This window comes from Paraburkholderia agricolaris, assembly GCF_009455635.1.
Taxonomy (GTDB): Bacteria; Pseudomonadota; Gammaproteobacteria; order Burkholderiales; family Burkholderiaceae; genus Paraburkholderia; species Paraburkholderia agricolaris.
Genome location: NZ_QPER01000001.1, coordinates 2062626 through 2079053, shown reverse-complemented (window position 1 = coordinate 2079053; position 16428 = coordinate 2062626). Strand labels below are relative to the sequence as shown.

General features: G+C 62.5%; 14 protein-coding genes and 2 pseudogenes. 8 read left to right on the top strand and 8 right to left on the bottom strand.

All coding sequences use genetic code 11. The features are described 5' to 3' along the window. The first annotated feature begins 107 nt into the window (after positions 1-107). The gene (locus tag GH665_RS09370; protein WP_153135619.1) at positions 108-707 is read left to right on the top strand and encodes a GNAT family N-acetyltransferase; all 600 of its coding nucleotides are present in this window, start codon (positions 108-110) and stop codon (positions 705-707) included. 22 nt (positions 708-729) lie between these two features. Here GH665_RS09370 and kdgT read toward each other — a convergent pair whose 3' ends face one another. Then, positions 730-1752, bottom strand: coding sequence for a 2-keto-3-deoxygluconate transporter (gene kdgT, locus GH665_RS09365; RefSeq protein WP_120343024.1), 1023 nt, complete (start codon positions 1750-1752; stop codon positions 730-732). Between the two features lie 303 nt (positions 1753-2055). Here kdgT and kduI point away from each other — a divergent pair, with 303 nt between their 5' ends. The 3 genes and pseudogenes from kduI (at position 2056) to kdgR (ending at position 4761) form a co-directional block, all read left to right on the top strand. Next, positions 2056-2892, top strand: a complete 837-nt coding sequence (gene kduI / locus GH665_RS09360; protein ID WP_153135618.1) for a 5-dehydro-4-deoxy-D-glucuronate isomerase — start codon at positions 2056-2058, stop codon at positions 2890-2892. A gap of 91 nt (positions 2893-2983) precedes the next feature. Then, positions 2984-3738 (top strand): annotated as a pseudogene (kduD, locus tag GH665_RS09355) (2-dehydro-3-deoxy-D-gluconate 5-dehydrogenase KduD). Positions 3739-3870: 132 nt separating this feature from the next. Further along, positions 3871-4761, top strand: coding sequence for a DNA-binding transcriptional regulator KdgR (kdgR, locus tag GH665_RS09350; RefSeq protein ID WP_153135617.1), 891 nt, complete (start codon positions 3871-3873; stop codon positions 4759-4761). A gap of 23 nt (positions 4762-4784) precedes the next feature. On the opposite strand, the gene GH665_RS09345 is transcribed toward kdgR, so the two are convergent. Continuing rightward, positions 4785-5717, bottom strand: coding sequence for a TauD/TfdA dioxygenase family protein (locus tag GH665_RS09345; RefSeq protein WP_153135616.1), 933 nt, complete (start codon positions 5715-5717; stop codon positions 4785-4787). A gap of 154 nt (positions 5718-5871) precedes the next feature. Then, positions 5872-6426, bottom strand: coding sequence for a cytochrome b (locus GH665_RS09340; RefSeq protein ID WP_246216176.1), 555 nt, complete (start codon positions 6424-6426; stop codon positions 5872-5874). Positions 6427-7074: 648 nt separating this feature from the next. Between GH665_RS09340 and GH665_RS09335 the strand changes: the two genes are divergently transcribed. Both GH665_RS09335 and GH665_RS09330 read left to right on the top strand, forming a co-directional pair. Then, positions 7075-7464 carry a hypothetical protein gene (locus GH665_RS09335; protein ID WP_153135615.1) on the top strand — a complete coding sequence of 130 codons (390 nt, stop codon included), beginning with the start codon at positions 7075-7077 and terminating at the stop codon, positions 7462-7464. Between the two features lie 78 nt (positions 7465-7542). Then, a complete protein-coding gene (locus GH665_RS09330) occupies positions 7543-7791 on the top strand; it encodes a hypothetical protein (RefSeq protein ID WP_153135614.1) in 249 nt (82 codons plus the stop codon). A 159-nt stretch (positions 7792-7950) separates the two neighbouring features. On the opposite strand, the gene GH665_RS09325 is transcribed toward GH665_RS09330, so the two are convergent. The 5 genes from GH665_RS09325 to mprF all read right to left on the bottom strand — a co-directional run bounded on the left by GH665_RS09325 (position 7951) and on the right by mprF (position 15578). Beyond that, positions 7951-8199, bottom strand: coding sequence for an OmpH/Skp family outer membrane protein (locus tag GH665_RS09325; protein ID WP_153135613.1), 249 nt, complete (start codon positions 8197-8199; stop codon positions 7951-7953). A gap of 246 nt (positions 8200-8445) precedes the next feature. Beyond that, complete coding sequence (locus GH665_RS09320; RefSeq protein WP_153135612.1) at positions 8446-9618, bottom strand: 4-hydroxybenzoate 3-monooxygenase; 1173 nt, start codon at positions 9616-9618, stop codon at positions 8446-8448. A gap of 264 nt (positions 9619-9882) precedes the next feature. After that, entirely contained in the window at positions 9883-11454 is a 1572-nt protein-coding gene (gene ilvA, locus GH665_RS09315; RefSeq protein WP_153135611.1) for a threonine ammonia-lyase, biosynthetic, read from the bottom strand. A 300-nt stretch (positions 11455-11754) separates the two neighbouring features. After that, a complete protein-coding gene (locus tag GH665_RS09310) occupies positions 11755-13029 on the bottom strand; it encodes a virulence factor family protein (protein WP_153135610.1) in 1275 nt (424 codons plus the stop codon). Next, positions 13026-15578, bottom strand: coding sequence for a bifunctional lysylphosphatidylglycerol flippase/synthetase MprF (gene mprF / locus GH665_RS09305; protein WP_246216175.1), 2553 nt, complete (start codon positions 15576-15578; stop codon positions 13026-13028). Before mprF ends, GH665_RS09310 begins: the two co-directional genes overlap by 4 nt. 506 nt (positions 15579-16084) lie before the next feature. Between mprF and GH665_RS39415 the strand changes: the two genes are divergently transcribed. Both GH665_RS39415 and GH665_RS39085 read left to right on the top strand, forming a co-directional pair. Next, positions 16085-16213: a hypothetical protein gene (locus GH665_RS39415; RefSeq protein WP_281357279.1), complete on the top strand. Its 129-nt coding sequence runs from the start codon at positions 16085-16087 to the stop codon at positions 16211-16213. A gap of 73 nt (positions 16214-16286) precedes the next feature. Next, positions 16287-16421: pseudogene (locus GH665_RS39085) on the top strand (aromatic compound catabolic protein); the annotation flags it as partial. Between the last annotated feature and the right edge of the window lie 7 nt (positions 16422-16428).

Below are 16428 nucleotides of genomic sequence, written 5' to 3'. Positions count from 1 at the left end.
AGGCCTCAGGGCGAGGTTGCCGACCTCGTCCGCCGCTTTGATCGTAGTGCCAGGTCCGCGAGCGTTCGTTCGCGGACTTTTTTCTTGCAAAGAAATTCTGCCTGCTCATGAACGACATCGCCCCGCACCTCATGCAACCTACGCTGACCGGACAAAGCGTCGAACTCCAGCCGCTTCAGCAGGAACACACGCAGGGCCTGCTCGACGCCGCCGCGGACGGCCAGTTGTGGAACATGAAGCTGACGGTCGTGCCGGGGCCGGAAACCGTCGGCAGCTACATTGCCACCGCACTCGATGGGCGCGCGGCAGGCACGGTGATGCCGTTTGTGATCGTGAAGCGCGATACCGGCGCGATTGTCGGCAGCACCCGCTTCTGGAAGATCGACCGGGTGAACCGGAAGCTGGAAATCGGGCACACGTGGCTGAGCGCATCGATGCAGCGCTCGGTGGTGAATACCGAGGCGAAGTACCTGCTGCTGAGTCACGCGTTCGAAGCGATGCAATGCGTGCGCGTGCAGTTCACTACGGACGAACTCAACGAGAAATCGCGAGCGGCGATTTTGCGGATCGGCGCGAAACAGGAAGGCGTTGTCCGGCATGAACGGATCATGCCGGACGGCCGCAAGCGCAACTCGGTGCGCTTTAGCATCATCGATGAAGAATGGACGGAGGTGAAGGCCATGCTGGAGAAAAAGCTGGGGCGGTGAGAACCCGCCGCCCCCGCCACCTTCAAACGTGCACGTCCCGCTCACCCAGCGGCTGCGGTGGCGTTGTCGCCGCCGCGAACTCTTCGCGCAACGCATCCCGCGCATGATGCCGGCGCACCCATAGCGCCGTCAGAATCGGCACGAGAATCGCCGTCACGAGACAAGCCGTCGCGACCATCGCCGTCGCGGCCGGCACCAGCGGCTTGAAGCGCGGAATCATCTCGCCGATGATCGCGGGGTTCGCTACCGCGGCCCCCGCCGTCGACGAAGCCGCCAACCCCGCCGCCCCATTTCCGCCCGCGATCCAGCGATCCGCGAGGATCAGCGGAATGCCTGTCACGACGATCACCCCGAGGCCCAGCACGATGCCTGGCAAGCCGCTCGTGACGATCACGTTAAGGTCGATACCGTTGCCGAGCGCGAAGCCGAAAAACGGAATCAGCGGATGCACGCAGCGGCCAAAGAACTCGCGCAGGTCACTGTCCAGATTGCCCAGTGCGAAGCCGATCAGGAACGGCAGCACCGCGCCCACGAACAGCCGCGGCTCGAAGAACGCGACACCGGTCGCGCCGAGAATGATCATGCTGACGAGCGGCCCCGACTCGATCGACATCAGGACGAACGCACCCGCCTCCTCCTTGCTGCCGTATTGCTGCATCACCGCCGCGTAGAGGCCGCCGTTGGTCATGTCCATCGACGTCGTGATCGCGAGCACTGAGAGGCCGGCGAACAGGCCCGCCTTGACACCGTCGATCGGAATGAAGTGCGAAGCAACGATCGTGGCAATCCACGCCACCACCATTTTGGTCACGAGCAGCGTGCCCGACTTGCGCAGCACAACGCCTGTCGCCCGCAGGTCGATGGTCGCGCCCATGCAGAAGAACCACACCGCCAGAATCGGCACGGTGCCGCTAATCAGGCCATTCGTGAACGACCCGAGGTATTTCCCCGCGCCCGGTGCAAACGTATGAACACAGGCGCCGAGCAGCAATGGCACCAGCATCAGGCCGCCTGGAATGCGGTCGATGGCCTTCTTGAGCTTCATGCCTCCTCCATGGACTTTCCGTCCAGTTATCGGGTGGATCACCCGGGGTGATGTCCCGTTCTTGCGCCGGGCGACTCCCTTTCGGCGCAATATAGCACCGCGATAGGAACAACGTTCCGATTTTGATAAGCTTCCCGCTCATCGTTTACCCGCTGTTAGCCTGAAAGCCTTGCTACTCTTGATGCGGCGTTGCAATATTTTCGGACCAGCGTTCCATAATTTAAAATCTGCGCTACAGTCGAGAACAGACCGGCACCGCAATACGGCCTGCCAGGGCGCCCAATCCGATCGGAGAACACAACAATGGAAGTGAGACAGAGCATCAATAGCGAGTACGCGAAGACGCTGGATACCGCGGGATTGCGCAAGCAGTTTCTCGTCGAGCAGGTGTTCGAACGCGACGCGCTGCAACTCACCTACAGTCACATCGACCGCATCATCGTCGGCGGCGTATGGCCGGCCTCGCGCGCGGTCGAACTGCCCGCCTCGCTTGGCAAGGCAATCGGCGTCAACTACTTGCTGGAACGCCGCGAACTCGGCGCGATCAATATCGGCGGCGATGGCTGGGTCGACGTGAACGGCACGCGCCACACGGTGCGCAATGAAGAAGCCATCTATATCGGCAAGGGCGCGCAGGCCGTTGCATTCGGCAGCGACGATGCGGCGCGCCCCGCGAAGTTCTATCTGAACTGCGCGCCCGCCCACGAGACGTATCCCACCCGCACGATCTCACTCGCACAGGCCTCGCCCGAAACGCTCGGCGCGCCCGAAACAAGCAACCGCCGCACCATCTACAAGTTCATCGTCCCCGAGGTATTGCCCACCTTCCAGCTCTCGATGGGCATGACCAAACTCGAGCCGGGCAACCTCTGGAACACGATGCCGTGCCACACGCACGAGCGCCGCATGGAGGTGTATTTCTATTTCAATATCGCCGACGACGCAGCCGTTTTCCACATGATGGGCGAGCCGAGCCAGACACGGCACATTCTCGTGCACAACGAGCAAGCCGTGATCTCGCCGAGCTGGTCGATTCACTCGGGCGTCGGCACGCGCGCGTACACCTTCATCTGGGGCATGGTTGGCGAAAATCAGGTGTTCAGCGATATGGATCACCTCGCCGTGCGCGATCTGCGTTGATGCGCGGCATGCTGGCCACTCCGGATACGACCGGCAGGAAAGGCACCATTGGCACCCTCGGCACCCTCAGCACCATAGGAGCCCACGCACAGTGAACACCTTCGATCTGACCGGCAAGGTCGCTATCGTCACCGGCAGCAATGCGGGCCTCGGTGCCGGCATGGCCGTCGCGCTTGCCACGGCCGGCTGCGATATCGTCGGCGTGAGCCGCGCGGACGCCGGCGCCACGCCCGCACATGTCAAGGCGGCCGGCCGCCGCTTCGCGGATGTGCGCGCCGACCTCGCGTCGATCGCCCCGGTCGAGGACATCGTGCGCGCCGCCGTCGAAGCATTTGGCCGCGTCGACGTGCTCGTGAACAACGCGGGCATCATCCGCCGCGAGGACGCACTCGACTTCAGCGAGGCCGACTGGGACGCCGTCATGGACGTCAACCTGAAGAGCGTGTTCTTTCTTTCACAGGCCGTGGCGCGGCAGTTCGTGCAACAGCAAAGCGGCGGCAAGATCATCAACGTCGCGTCGATGCTGTCGTTCCAGGGCGGCATACGCGTGGCGTCCTACACGGCGTCGAAAAGCGGCGTGCTCGGTCTTACGCGGCTGCTCGCGAATGAATGGGCCGCGCACGGCATCAACGTGAACGCGATCGCTCCGGGCTACATGGCGACCGCGAACACAGCAGCGCTGCGCGGCGACACGCAGCGTAACGAAGAAATTCTCAGCCGCGTGCCGGCAGGCCGCTGGGCACGCCGGAGGATCTCGCGGGACCGGTTGTATTCCTCGCTTCATCGGCGTCGGACTACGTGCACGGGCATACGCTTGCCGTAGACGGCGGCTGGCTTGCGCGCTAGCGTGACAGCAGCACGGGTCGAGCACGGGTTGCACGGATCGCGGGACACGGTATCCTCTCGGCGCCGAAGAACGCTCGGCCAGGGCCATGATCGATTTTTGATCAGGTTGGCATCAACAGGGGAAGGACGGAAATGGCAGCAATGGGCAAACAGCGCAGAGGCGACGACAGCGCGTACGCGCAAGATGGGGACGGCGCGGGTGGCGCGGGTGGCCTCGCCAACGACAAGGGCGAGTCGGCCTCGTCGATCGGCAGGGTCTTTGCGATTCTCGGCGCGATCGGCGACAGCGGACAGATCGGCATCAGCGAATTGTCGCAGCGGCTCGATATGTCGAAGACCACCGTGCACCGCGTAATTCAGACACTGAAAGCGCTCGGCTATGTGACCCAGGAAGTCGAAACCGAGCGTTACCGGCTAACCATTCGCCTGTTCGAACTCGGCGCGAAAGCGCTGGAGAGCGTCGACCTGGTGCGCGAGGCCGACATCGAGATGCGCCATATCGGCCAGGTCACGCGCGAGGCAGTCCACCTCGGCGCGTTCGATGAAGACGCCATCATTTACATCCACAAGATCGACGCCGATTACGGGCTGCGCATGCAATCGCGAATCGGCCGCCGCAATCCGCTGCACAGTACGGCAATCGGCAAGGTGCTGCTTGCGTGGATGCCGCCGGCCGAAGCACGCGAAGTCCTCTCGCACGTGGAATTCCGCAAGTCGACGCAAAAGACGCTCGCCTGCGCCGACGCCGTGCTCAGCATCCTGCCGCGGGTGCGTGAGCAAGGCTATGGCGAGGACAACGAGGAGCAGGAAGAAGGCCTGCAATGTCTCGCGGTGCCGGTGTTCGACCGCTTTGGCCGCGTGATCGCCGGCCTGTCGATTTCGTTTCCAACCATGCGCTGCGGCGCCGACACGAAATCGCACTACGTCGCCCTACTCAAGCAATCGGGGCTCGCGATCTCGGCGCGGCTTGGCTATCGCGAGGCGGCGACAGATGAGCAAGCCGCTATCGAAGGCTTGAGCTAAAACCGCGAAACGCCTCGCGAGATTCAAGCGGCCTTCACAGCCGGATTCGGCTCGACGCTGCGCGTAAAACTGCGGCGTCCGTCGACACTGACCGGTACGTCCCCCTTCAGCGTCACGCGACGCACCACGCGGTGAGCATCGCCGTAGTCGTTGACGGCATAGTGCTGGGTCGCGCGGTTGTCCCAGATCGCAACGTCGCCTGCCTGCCAGCGCCAGCGCACAATGTTCTCGAGTCGCGTCACGTAGGCTTGCAGCAATTCCAGCACATGCGCCGACGCAGCCGGCGTGAGGCCGACGAAATTCTTCACGAAATGGCCGAGTATCAGCGTCTTTTCGCCGGTTTCCGGATGGACACGCACGACCGGATGCTCGGTCTCGTAGCGCGTCGACACGAACACTTCGCGATAGCGTTTGAGCGCTTCGGCATCCCGGCCACGGTCTCCGACGTTGCCATAGCTCGCGTAGTCGTATTCATTGCTGTGCACCGCCCACAGTTGCTCGGCGAGCGCTTTGAGCGGCGGCGGCAGATCGTCGTAAGCCGTGGCGGTGTTGGCCCAGACGGTGTCGCCACCCACCTCCGGAATCGTCACGCCGCGCAGGATCGACGCCTGCGGATACGCATCGACGAACGTCACGTCCGTATGCCACGAATTCGCGCGGCCACCGCGATGTGAATCGAGTTCGAGCAGGTGGTCGGTGCCATCCACCACCGGCACCGTGGGATGCGAAACCGGGTCGCCGAGCAGCCTCGCGAAGGCTTCCTGATCCGCGTCCTGCAAGTGCGCCTGGCCGCGAAAAAAGATCACCTTGTGGCGCACCAGTGCGGCGCGAATCGCTTCGACGGTTGCCGGTTCGAGTTGGCCCGACAGGCGCACGCCGCGAATTTCCGCGCCAATGCGGCCGGTGACAGGATGAATGTCCAACGCGTTGGACGTCGCGAGACTGAGATTCGACATGCGAGGCAACTCCTGGGTTCAAGGACGATGCCTCGATCTAACCAGTGTTGACGGCGCACGTAAAACACTTGTTTTTTCTGTGCTTATCACGCATTCGGGCATGACGATCGCGCGCGGATGCGATGACGTCAAAATCGCCACAATCACGGCAGAATCACGGCAGCATGCGCTGCAACGTCTGATCCTTGAGCACCAGGCGATGAAACAGCGCTGCCGCGATATGCAGCGCGATCAGCGCGAACAACACCCAGGCCAGATAGCCATGGATATCGCCCATTTCATGTCCGACTGACGAGCCGACCGGCGCGATGCCGGGGTATGGCAACACACCGAGCAGCTTGACGGACCATCCGCGCGAAGACGCATTGGCCCATCCCAGCACGGGCACAACCACAAGCGCGAGATAAAGAAGACCGTGCGTGATGTTTGAAACGACACGGAAAAAAGGCGAAAGCGATGCAGGTGCTGGCGTGTGCGTAAGACGCCAGACGATTCTCACCAGCACCGCTGCAATCAGTGTTGCACCCACACCGAGGTGCCACGCGATCAGGCCGTCGGGCCGCGTGCCCTTATGGATATCCGGCATGGTCCAACCGATCACGAACTGCGCGGCAATCAGCAAGACCACCAGCCAGTGGAGAAACCTGGCTACGCCGTCATAGCCTGATGCATAGCGCGAGAAACTGGCCGGGTCCGATCGCATGGTCATGAAAATGATGTAGCCGCAGTGAAGCGATTGAATGGGGAGCGCATTTGTGCAGGGTACGCACACGTTCCAAGCGTACTCCCGCGGGATGCTACGGATCAAACCTTAAGAGAAGCTGATGCCGCGATGCATCGCGAGTCTGCAACTGAATGTATCCGCTCTGCATACGCTCGAAGACAGGCTCCGTCGCGCCTGCTTCAATTGTTCATACGCACGCGCATCGGGCCGCCCGAGTGGGCGGGATGCACACGGGTTCAACATTTTCCATAGCGTGCTCAACGGGTTGCCCGCCAACGTCTCGCCATCAGAACGGCTAATCGCCATGCCGCGCCCCTTCCCCTGCCCTTGTCATGAACGACGCCGACGTGCAAAGAAATCGACACGTCCTGTTACACACGAACACACCGGTAATCCCGCTGCTCAGTAGAGTTCGATCACACGTAAAAGGGAGAGCATCGTCATGAAACGAATTTTCGCGCTGGTCCTGCTGGCGATCACCCTCGGCAGTGCATTGGGCGGCTGCATCGTCGTCCCCGAGGGCGGTTATCACGATCACGACCACTATCACGACCATTACTAAGCACCCTAAGCGCCCTAAGCGCCGGCGATGTGGCGCACTCCACACTCAATCTTAAAAACCGAGAATAAAACATGAGCAATTCACGAAGCCGCTGGCTGTCCATGGCTGTCGTTGCAGGTCTGGGGGTCGGCGCATCTTCTGTCGCACTGGCACACGTCGATGTAGGCGTGAACATCGGTATTCCAGGTGCGGCCTACGCCCCCGCGCCGGTCTATGCCCCGCCGCCGGTCTACGCGCCCGCTCCGCCGGTGGTCGTGGTGAGTCCTGGCTGGTACGGCGAGCGTTATTACGACGGCCACCGCTACTGGGAGCGACGCGAGTGGGAAGAGCGCCATCGCGACCGCGAATGGCACGACGCACGCGGCTATCGTGAAGGCCCGCACGGCGATTGGCACGGTCATGGCGGCGACCACGGCGATTGGCACGGCCATGGCGACGATCACGGCCGGGGCGATCACTAAGGCATGGGCCGTAGCGGCGTCGCTGACGCGGCTGGCCCACGCCTGCATTCGCGCCCAATCTTTTGCAGGAGCGAAGATTTGCTACGCAACGATCCAAGGCGTGTAACCACACACATCGACGGCGCGGTCATTTCCGCCGAATACAGCGAACAGACCGGTCAATTGTGTTTGCGTCAGGACGGCACCGTGCTTCGCGAATGGTTTCCACCTCACTCGTGGATCGCGATTGCATCGGTGGCCGGCGCGCGCCACTGGGGCACGCGGCCCACTGACGACGACCTTCGCGCTTTACTACGCAACGAGATGACCCTGTTGCGCGCGCAATAAGCGCACGATGAGCACGATGAGCACGCAAAAAAGCCGGTCATCGAAACAGGTTCGATGACCGGCTTTTTATAGTCGACTCGCAGATGCTGAATGTGTCCAGCGGCGCTGCGATAAATCAGGTATTTCGTTATTCCCTTCGCTTGTTCCTGCGTTTTTCCCTTAGCGCGCGTTATAAATCGGCGGCGAATAGGAACTGACCGTCGTATCGTTGCCGCGACCGGCTTGCCATGTGCCGTGACTGCCCGAACCGTAACCGCTGGTATCGGCCTGACGAGCGCCTTGCTGTGCGGAAACCTGCGCTTGCGCGCCCTGCGCGTTTTGCGGGACCGATTGATTCGATTGCGCGAACGAAGCGATCGGGGCACCGAAAACAACAGCGAACGCAACAGCTTTGATGAGCGATTTCATGAAACCACCTCCAGAGATTGACTTGCACGCGCTGCAAACATGACGTGTAGTGCAGCGGATGAAACAAGTCTAGGAGCGGATCGGGTACGGATAAATCCCCCAATCCTGAATTCACTGTTGCTTTTGACACTACAATGGCGAAAGCCTGCCCATCAAGGGTTTGCCGGAATTTCTCCGGCGCTGCGCAGCTCCTCTGACTGAAAAAACATCGGTGCGTGTTCTATAAACGCTGGCTATCAATTCGCCCTATACCGCCGCGACGCCCACGTAGTTCTCTGCCATCGCGGTAGCCGCCGCGCGCGACGTGGTCACGTATTCGAGTTCGGCCACCTGCAACTGCTGTTCGAACGGCGACGCGCCTTCAATACGGTGCATCATGCTCGTCATCCAGTACGAGAAATGCTCGGCGCGCCAGATCCGCTTGAGCGCGGTTTCGCTGTAACCGTCCAGCAGGTCCGTGCGATTTTCGACGTAGAACGCGTTCAGCGCCTGGGTCAACACACGCACGTCGGCGACAGCGAGGTTCATGCCCTTCGCGCCGGTAGGCGGCACGATATGCGCGGCGTCGCCGGCGAGAAAGAGCCGGCCATGCTGCATCGTGGCCGACACGAAACTGCGCATGCCGACAATGTTCTTCTGGAATATCTTGCCGTCCACGATTTTCTGACCATCGTGCGAATCGACGCGTGCGTGCAATTCGGTCCAGATGCGGTCGTCGGACCAGTTGTCGACGGAATCCTTAGGATTGCATTGGAAATACATGCGCTGCACGTTCTGCGAGCGCGTGCTGATCAGCGCAAAACCGCGCTCGTGCCGTGCATAGATCAATTCATCCGACGACGGCGGCCCTTCGCACAGAATGCCGAACCAGCCAAACGGGTACACGCGTTCGAAGTCTTTGCGCAAAGCCTGCGGAATCGATGCACGCGAGATACCTTGCGAACCGTCGCAACCGATCACGAAGTCGCATTGCAGTTCGCATGCCTCGCCTTCGTGGTGATAGCGGATCGACGGCGTGTCGGTATCGATGCCGTGCAGCGAGGTATCCGTCACCCCGAAGCGCAAAGCGCCGCCGGCAGCCATGCGCGCGGCGACCAGATCCTTGATGACCTCGTGCTGCGCGTAGACCGTAATCGAATGGCCGGTGAGTCCGGTCAGATCGATGCGGCGGCGCTTGCCTTCGAAAGCCAGTTCGAAGCCGTGATGCAACGCGCCCTCGGCCTTCATGCGCGCGCCGACGCCGGCTTCGGTGAGCAGGTCCATCGTGCCCTGTTCGAGCACACCGGCGCGGATGGTGGATTCGATCTGTTCGCGGGTACGCGATTCGAGCACGACGGAGTCGATGCCGCGCAAATGAAGAAGGTGGGAAAGAAGCAGGCCCGCAGGCCCGGCACCGATGATGCCAACTTGGGTGCGCATGAGTTGTCTCCTGAATGCGGCGATTGATTTGCACGCAGTTTGACAATCATGCGCTGTATCGCGCAACGCGATATGGCGGATATGCGTTATCTAGTTTGGAGATATTGAACGCATCGGTTTGGGCAGTCCTATGGCGCGCAAATGCGCTCTGGCGTTGCCCAGACGGCGATCGCGCCTGGCCGGCTGAGCGGCGACCAGGCACATGGTTTTGCGAGGCATTGAGGTAAACCCCGATCCGTTCCTGCGCCCCTTCACCACGTCGGCTTACGCGAGGAAAAAGCGGTACGCCGAGTTCTGCGTCTCTTCCCAGTACGGATAACCCAGTGTCGCGAGAAAACGGTCGAACTCGCGGTTCTCGCTCTCTGGCACCTGGATGCCGACCAGGATCGAACTGTAGTCCGCGCCCTGATTACGGTAGTGAAACAGGCTGATATTCCAGTTCGGCGCCATCGACGACAGGAACTTCATCAACGCGCCCGGCCGCTCCGGAAACTCGAAGCGGAACAGGCGTTCGTCATGCGCCAGCGGCGAGCGGCCACCGACCATGTAGCGGATATGCTGCTTCGACAGTTCGTCGAAAGTCAGATCGACGGTGGCGAAGCCGTGTGCTTCGAAGGCCGCGGCAATCTGCGCCGATTCGCTGCGATTGCGGATCTGCACGCCGACAAAGATATGGGCGGAGCTGGCATCCGCAATCCGGTAGTTGAACTCGGTGACGCTGCGGGTGCCCACCAGCTCGCAGAAGCGGCGGAAGCTGCCGCGTTCCTCGGGAATCGTCACCGCGAATACCGCCTCGCGCGCTTCACCGACTTCGGCACGCTCGGCCACGAAACGCATGCGGTCGAAGTTCATGTTCGCGCCCGACGTGATCGCGATCAGCGTCTGGTTCTCGAGGCCCTCGCGCTCGGCGTACTGTTTGGCGCCGGCCACGGCCAGCGCGCCGGCCGGCTCCAGTACGCTGCGGGTGTCCTGGAACACATCCTTGATCGCCGCGCACAGCGCGTCGGTATTCACGAGCAGCACGTCGTCGAGATAGTCACGGCACAGTCGGAAGGTTTCTTCGCCCACCAGCTTGACTGCCGTGCCGTCCGAGAATAGCCCGACTTCGTTCAATGTGACCCGTTCACCCGCTTTCAGCGAGGCGGCCATCGCGCACGAGTCGTCGGTCTGTACGCCGATCACCTTGATCTCCGGGCGTACCGATTTCACGTATGCCGCAACGCCTGCCGCGAGTCCGCCGCCGCCGATCGGCACAAAGATCGCGTGGATCGGGCCCTGATGCTGGCTGAGGATCTCCATCGCAACCGTGCCCTGGCCGGCAATCACATACGGATCGTCGAACGGGTGAACGAAGGTCAGGCCGCGCTCTTCCTGCAGCTTCACCGCATGCCCGTACGCATCGCTATAGGACTCGCCAAACTGCACGACTTCGACCGTTGCTCCGCCATGCGCACGCACGGCGTCGACCTTCACCTGCGGCGTGGTTACCGGCACGACGATGATTGCCTTCACGCCCATGCGGGCCGCCGACAGCGCGACGCCCTGCGCATGATTGCCCGCCGACGCGGTAATCACGCCGCGCTCGAGCGCGTCTGCCGGGATATGCGCCATCTTGTTGTACGCGCCGCGCACCTTGAAGGAGAACACCGGCTGGTTGTCCTCGCGCTTCAGATAAACCGGATTGGACAGGCGCGCCGACAGATTCGGCGCGCGTTCGAGTTCGGTCTCGCGGGCTACGTCGTAGACGCGCGCGGTCAGGATTTTCTTCAGGTAGTCGTGACGCAAGGCCACGCTGTCGGCGGCGTCGGCAACCTGATTGAGTTCGTGTAACGGCAAGGCAAGCTCCTGGGCGGCAAGGACAAATCAGCAGAGAGATCACCAGGAGGCAGGCAGCAAGCGGACATAAAAAAACCCGCCTCGTGGGGCGGGTTATTGTCACTGCGATCAGACGCGCGCTAACCCACCATTCGATGAATGGTGCTAATAATCAGCGCAATACGGATGTCGAGGCAGTTCATGCGAATGATCTTCGTTGACTTGGCGCCCTTTGTCAATCCCTGCTAGCCAGATCGGGCAACGCCGCCTGAGCCTGTATGACGTGCGCCGCCAGCGACACGCGTCATGCGCATGGACGCATCACCGCACGCCGCTTTGTTTCTTGAAGGCGTCCAGAATGCGCCGTTCCAGCGCGTTGTAGTCGCGCCCAAAGTGATGATCGCCCGACGTGCGAATCACCGTGACGCCGGTAAGGGCCAGCGCCGGACACAAGGTGTCCTTCTCTTCTTCACCGTAGAAGCATTGCACGATCGCAGGCGGCACACGCGTCAGTTCGGGCTGCACCTTCAAGGCCTTGTCGCTTGCCGGCATACCGAGCCAGCCGCCCACACGGATCTGGAAATCGGCGTCGGGCGCAAAGCCCAGCAGCGCAATCAGCGACACTTTCGCGCGCAGCGCCTCGGGCAAGCGGTTATAGGCGAACGGCATCACGTCGGCGCCAAACGAATAGCCGACGAGCGCAATATGCTCCGCATGCCAGCGCGCGCCGTAGGTTTGCATCACGCGCGCGAGATCGCGGCTCGTCTGCGCCGGGGTTTTCTCGCTCCAGAAGTAACGCAGACTGTCGATGCCAACCACTGAAACGCCGTCTCTCTGCAACGCGAGCGAGATGGTCTTGTCGAGATCGCGCCAACCGCCGTCGCCGGAAATCACAATCGCCATCAAGCCATTCGGATGCGCCGCCGGCAATTCGATCAGCGGCAGATCGGAGACGTCGTCATCGCTCGCCGAGGTCGTCTGCAAATGCCGCGTCACCAACGCTACGAGTTGCGTGCGATCGCCGTTGCCAGGCGTCGCCTTTTCGACGAAGCCCGGTACTTTGTCGCGGATGATCGTCGGGTCCGGCGGGCACGGTTGAAAGCGCGGATCCAGATTGCGCTCGGCGTCCACCGAAACCGCGCCGGCCACCGTATTCGACGGCGCCTGTTCCAGCACATGCATCGCCAGCGTCGCGCCCTGCCCCGTACCGGCGACGATCGGCGCGAAATAGCGGCTCGATTGCGATTGCCGTTCGAGTTGATGGCTCAGCGCTTCAGCATCGCCCACCAGTTGATGACAGGTTTCTTTTTTCTCGCTCAGATTGGCCGCATAGCGCGCCGTATCCACGCCGACGGTCATCGCGCCTGCCTTGGCGAGCGCATCGGCGGTTTGCTGGTCGGCGGCACTCCAGCCGCTAGCCGGCGAGTACAGCACCACCAGACCGCGCAAGGGGCCGGCCGGCTGCGTCACCGTTACGTCGCCATAACGGCCGCCGGGCACGGTGGCGGTAGTGGTGGTGGTTGCGGCGCAAGCAGCGGTGCTGCCAGCAACGAGGCTCGCCGCAATGGCGCGCCTGAAAAACGATTGCAATGTCATGAACGCCGGCCTCCTGCCAGCAATGACAGGTCCGCGAGCGTGAAGAACACGCTCATCGAACCCGACGCCGCGAGATAGCGCGGCTCCCAATGCGGCTGGAACTTGCTCTTGAAAGCTCGCAGTCCGCGGAAGTTATAGAAGCGGCCGCCGAAGCGCCACACGATGCCCGCCAGCCGATGCCAGCGCGACGCGAGTGGCGTCGGCTGCATGCCAGAGAGCGGCGCGATGCCGAGACTGAGCGAACGGAAACCCGCCTGCTTCAGATGCAGCGCCAGTTGGGTGAACAGATACTCCATCGCATACGGCGACGCGCTTTCCACGTGGCGCATCACGCCGACCGTCGCCTCGGTGTTCAGATCGGTCGTCATGTAGGTCACGAAAGCCACCGGTTCGCCGTTCTGGCGCACCAGCATCACGGATTGCGCGGCGAGGTATTCGTCGGTAAACGCGGCTACGGAGAAGCTCTTTTCGCGCGCGTCGCGGCTGTCGAGCCAGCCGTCGGAAATCTCGCGCAGCGTTTCGAGCGACGCCGGCACGTCGGCCTGATCGATCACTTCGACGGCAAAACCGTCACGCTCGCCACGCTTGAGCGCATAGCGCAAATGCGCACGATGCGAGCCCTTCAGGTCGAAATCGTCGAGCACCACGTGAGCCTCTTCGCCCAGTTTCATCAGCGTGAGGCCGGCGTCGAGGTAAAGCGGCAACGCGTTGGCGCGCACCTGATAGAACGCGGCGCGGCCGCCATGTGTGTGTGCAAGCGCGACAAACTTGCTGATCAAGCCGGCCCACTCCTCGCGCGGACCGACCGGATCGTGAAGCGCGGCCCACGTGCGGCCATTTTTCGCGTACATCAGGAACGCCTGGCGCGATTCGGAAAAGAGGAAGCTCTTGTCGCCCATCAGCGCGAGACCGGCGTCGCTGCGCTCCTGCGCCCGCACAATACGCGCCGCATCCTGCAGATCTTGCGCCGGGGGCATGACGAAACGGCCGGCCGCGGGACGCAGCAACTGCCAGAACGCGAACGTCGCGGCGAACAGGCTGGCGGCCAGCGTCGCACGCAGCGCACGCGGGGCGCGTTCGTCGAAAGCGAATTGCCACCACAGGTCGCGCGTATAGGGCACGTCGCGGAACGCAAACAGCATCACCCACACCGCGAGCGCGAGCACCATCGCCACCGACACCAGCCAGCTCATCGTAAAGCGTTCGGCGAACAGCGACGAATGACGATTGAAGCGGCGACGGGTAGACAGCAGCAGCGCGATCAGCATACCGAGCACGCCCGCTTCCACAAACGCAAGTCCTTTGGTCAACGACAGCGCGAGGCTCAACACCGCCAGCAGCAACGTCATCCACCACGCGGCATCCAGACGCCGCAGCAAGCCGCGCGCGACGAACAGCAGCAGCACGCCGAGCACGCTGCACAGCATCTGCGAGCTTTCGAGCACCCACAGCGGCAGCACGTCGCGCAGAATCCGGATGCGGTGCCAGAACGCGGGCGTGGCGCTGGAAATCACCAGCATGCTGCCGACCACAAACGTCACGAGGCTCAGAAACAGCGGTGCGAGTTTCGACGCGGCCGCCGCATGCTGCAGCGAAAAACGGCTTTTCAACGCGCGGCCTTCGAAACCGGCAAGCAGCGCCGCCGAGACGATCAGCGGGACACCGAAGTAAATTGCGCGATAGGCGAGCAGCGCCGCGACCATCTGATGCGTTTGCACGCTGCCGTTCAGCGTGAACACCATGGCGGCTTCAAACACGCCAACGCCGCCGGGCGTGTGGCCGATCAGGCCGAGCAGCATCGCGGCGGCATAGACGGTGATGAAGGTCACGAAGCTGACATCCGCATGCGGTAGCAGCGCCCACAGCGCGAGGCCCGCGGCCACCACGTCGAGTACGCCGAGGGCCACTTGGGCGAGCAGATCGCGGCGCGCCGGGATATCGAACGACAGCCACTGCCAGCGCGTGCGGACCGGGCGCGTTTCGCGGCGGCAGGCGGCCGTCGCGAGTCCGAGCACGGCAAGCACCGCGGCGCCGCTCCAACGCAGCGTAAGCGGCGGAAGATGCAGCATCGCCGCGAGCGGGTTGGCGAGGCACACCATGCCGAGCGCCGTCATCAGCACCAGCGCGAGCGCCAGCGAGACGCTCGTGAACACGGTCATGCGGCCGATTTGCGCGGGAGTGACGTTCGACACCCCATAGACGCGCGCACGCACGGCGCCGCCCGTCAATGCGCCAAAGCCGGTGACATTGCCAAGCGCGGAGCCCGCGGTCGCGCCGATCCACAGCGCCGCGCGCGGCACCACGGCGCCGAGGTAGCGCAAGCCGACCGCGTCGCGTCCGACCAGCGCGACGTAGCTGAGCGCGGTCGCGCCCAGCGCCGCGGCCCATTCGCCCGCCGTCAGGTGACGGAGCTGGCGCACGACCGAGCGATAGTCGACTGCTTGCGAGAGATGTTGCAGCACGACCAGCAGCAGCCCGCAAATGACGAGTGCGAGCACGGGCGAGAGGATGCTCCGCTTGCCAAGCACGCGGGACACTCGGTCGAACATCGCGCCTAGCCGGTCGAACCTGTTGTTATATCGGTGGAACATGGTCAATGCGGGCCTTGCCTGGAGCTGTCGCGGCGACGGGTCGTCTGCCACGGCGTCGCCTTACTCTGGCGATTACAAATGGATAACGGCAAAGCGTTAAAAAGGTTGACACTGTTAGCCAATGTCATTCAATTCGTCGGGTTTTAACCTGGATCGGTAAATGAAGCCGAACACGCTTCGTGGCATGACGGCGCAACCCGCGCCCGTCAAACGGTCGAAGTTGCCGACTGGGTTGCCGTGCCGATACGGACCGCGAGGCTCGACAGGGGGTGGGATTTTAAACGTTTATTGAAGATAACGAGGCGAAGATTTGGCGCCCAGCCGTAATCAACCGATCGCGCACTGATTTAAAGGCTGATTTTATCCATCAAGATTTTCGCTTCGCGTGCCGTAATCGAGAGCAATAGCACGGCGCAATGCCGGGATTTCGTAGCATGAACGGCGGCAATTGAGGGAGAACGATGATGGCAGAACAGGATTGGGTGATGGCGGGTATCTATCTGGTCGGACTGGTGTCGATGGCGCTGCTGATCAGCGCACTGTCCGCGCGAGCGACCAAAGAACGTCCGGTTTCGTCGCGCATCAGCGATTAATGCTCGCAGGACCGGGCTCCCGACGTTGCGAGCCCGGAGCAGGCGGCAGGAAGCTGCCTGAATGAAAGCCGTGATGCCGCGCGTGCATGCCGAGGGCAAAGTGATTTATTGCGGACGGCAACTGGCGACGGCGGAAGCTCGCCAGGTCGGCCCTGACGGCACGCTCTACGCGCACGCGACGACGACCGGTCTGGTGTTCGAGATTCCGGGGCCGG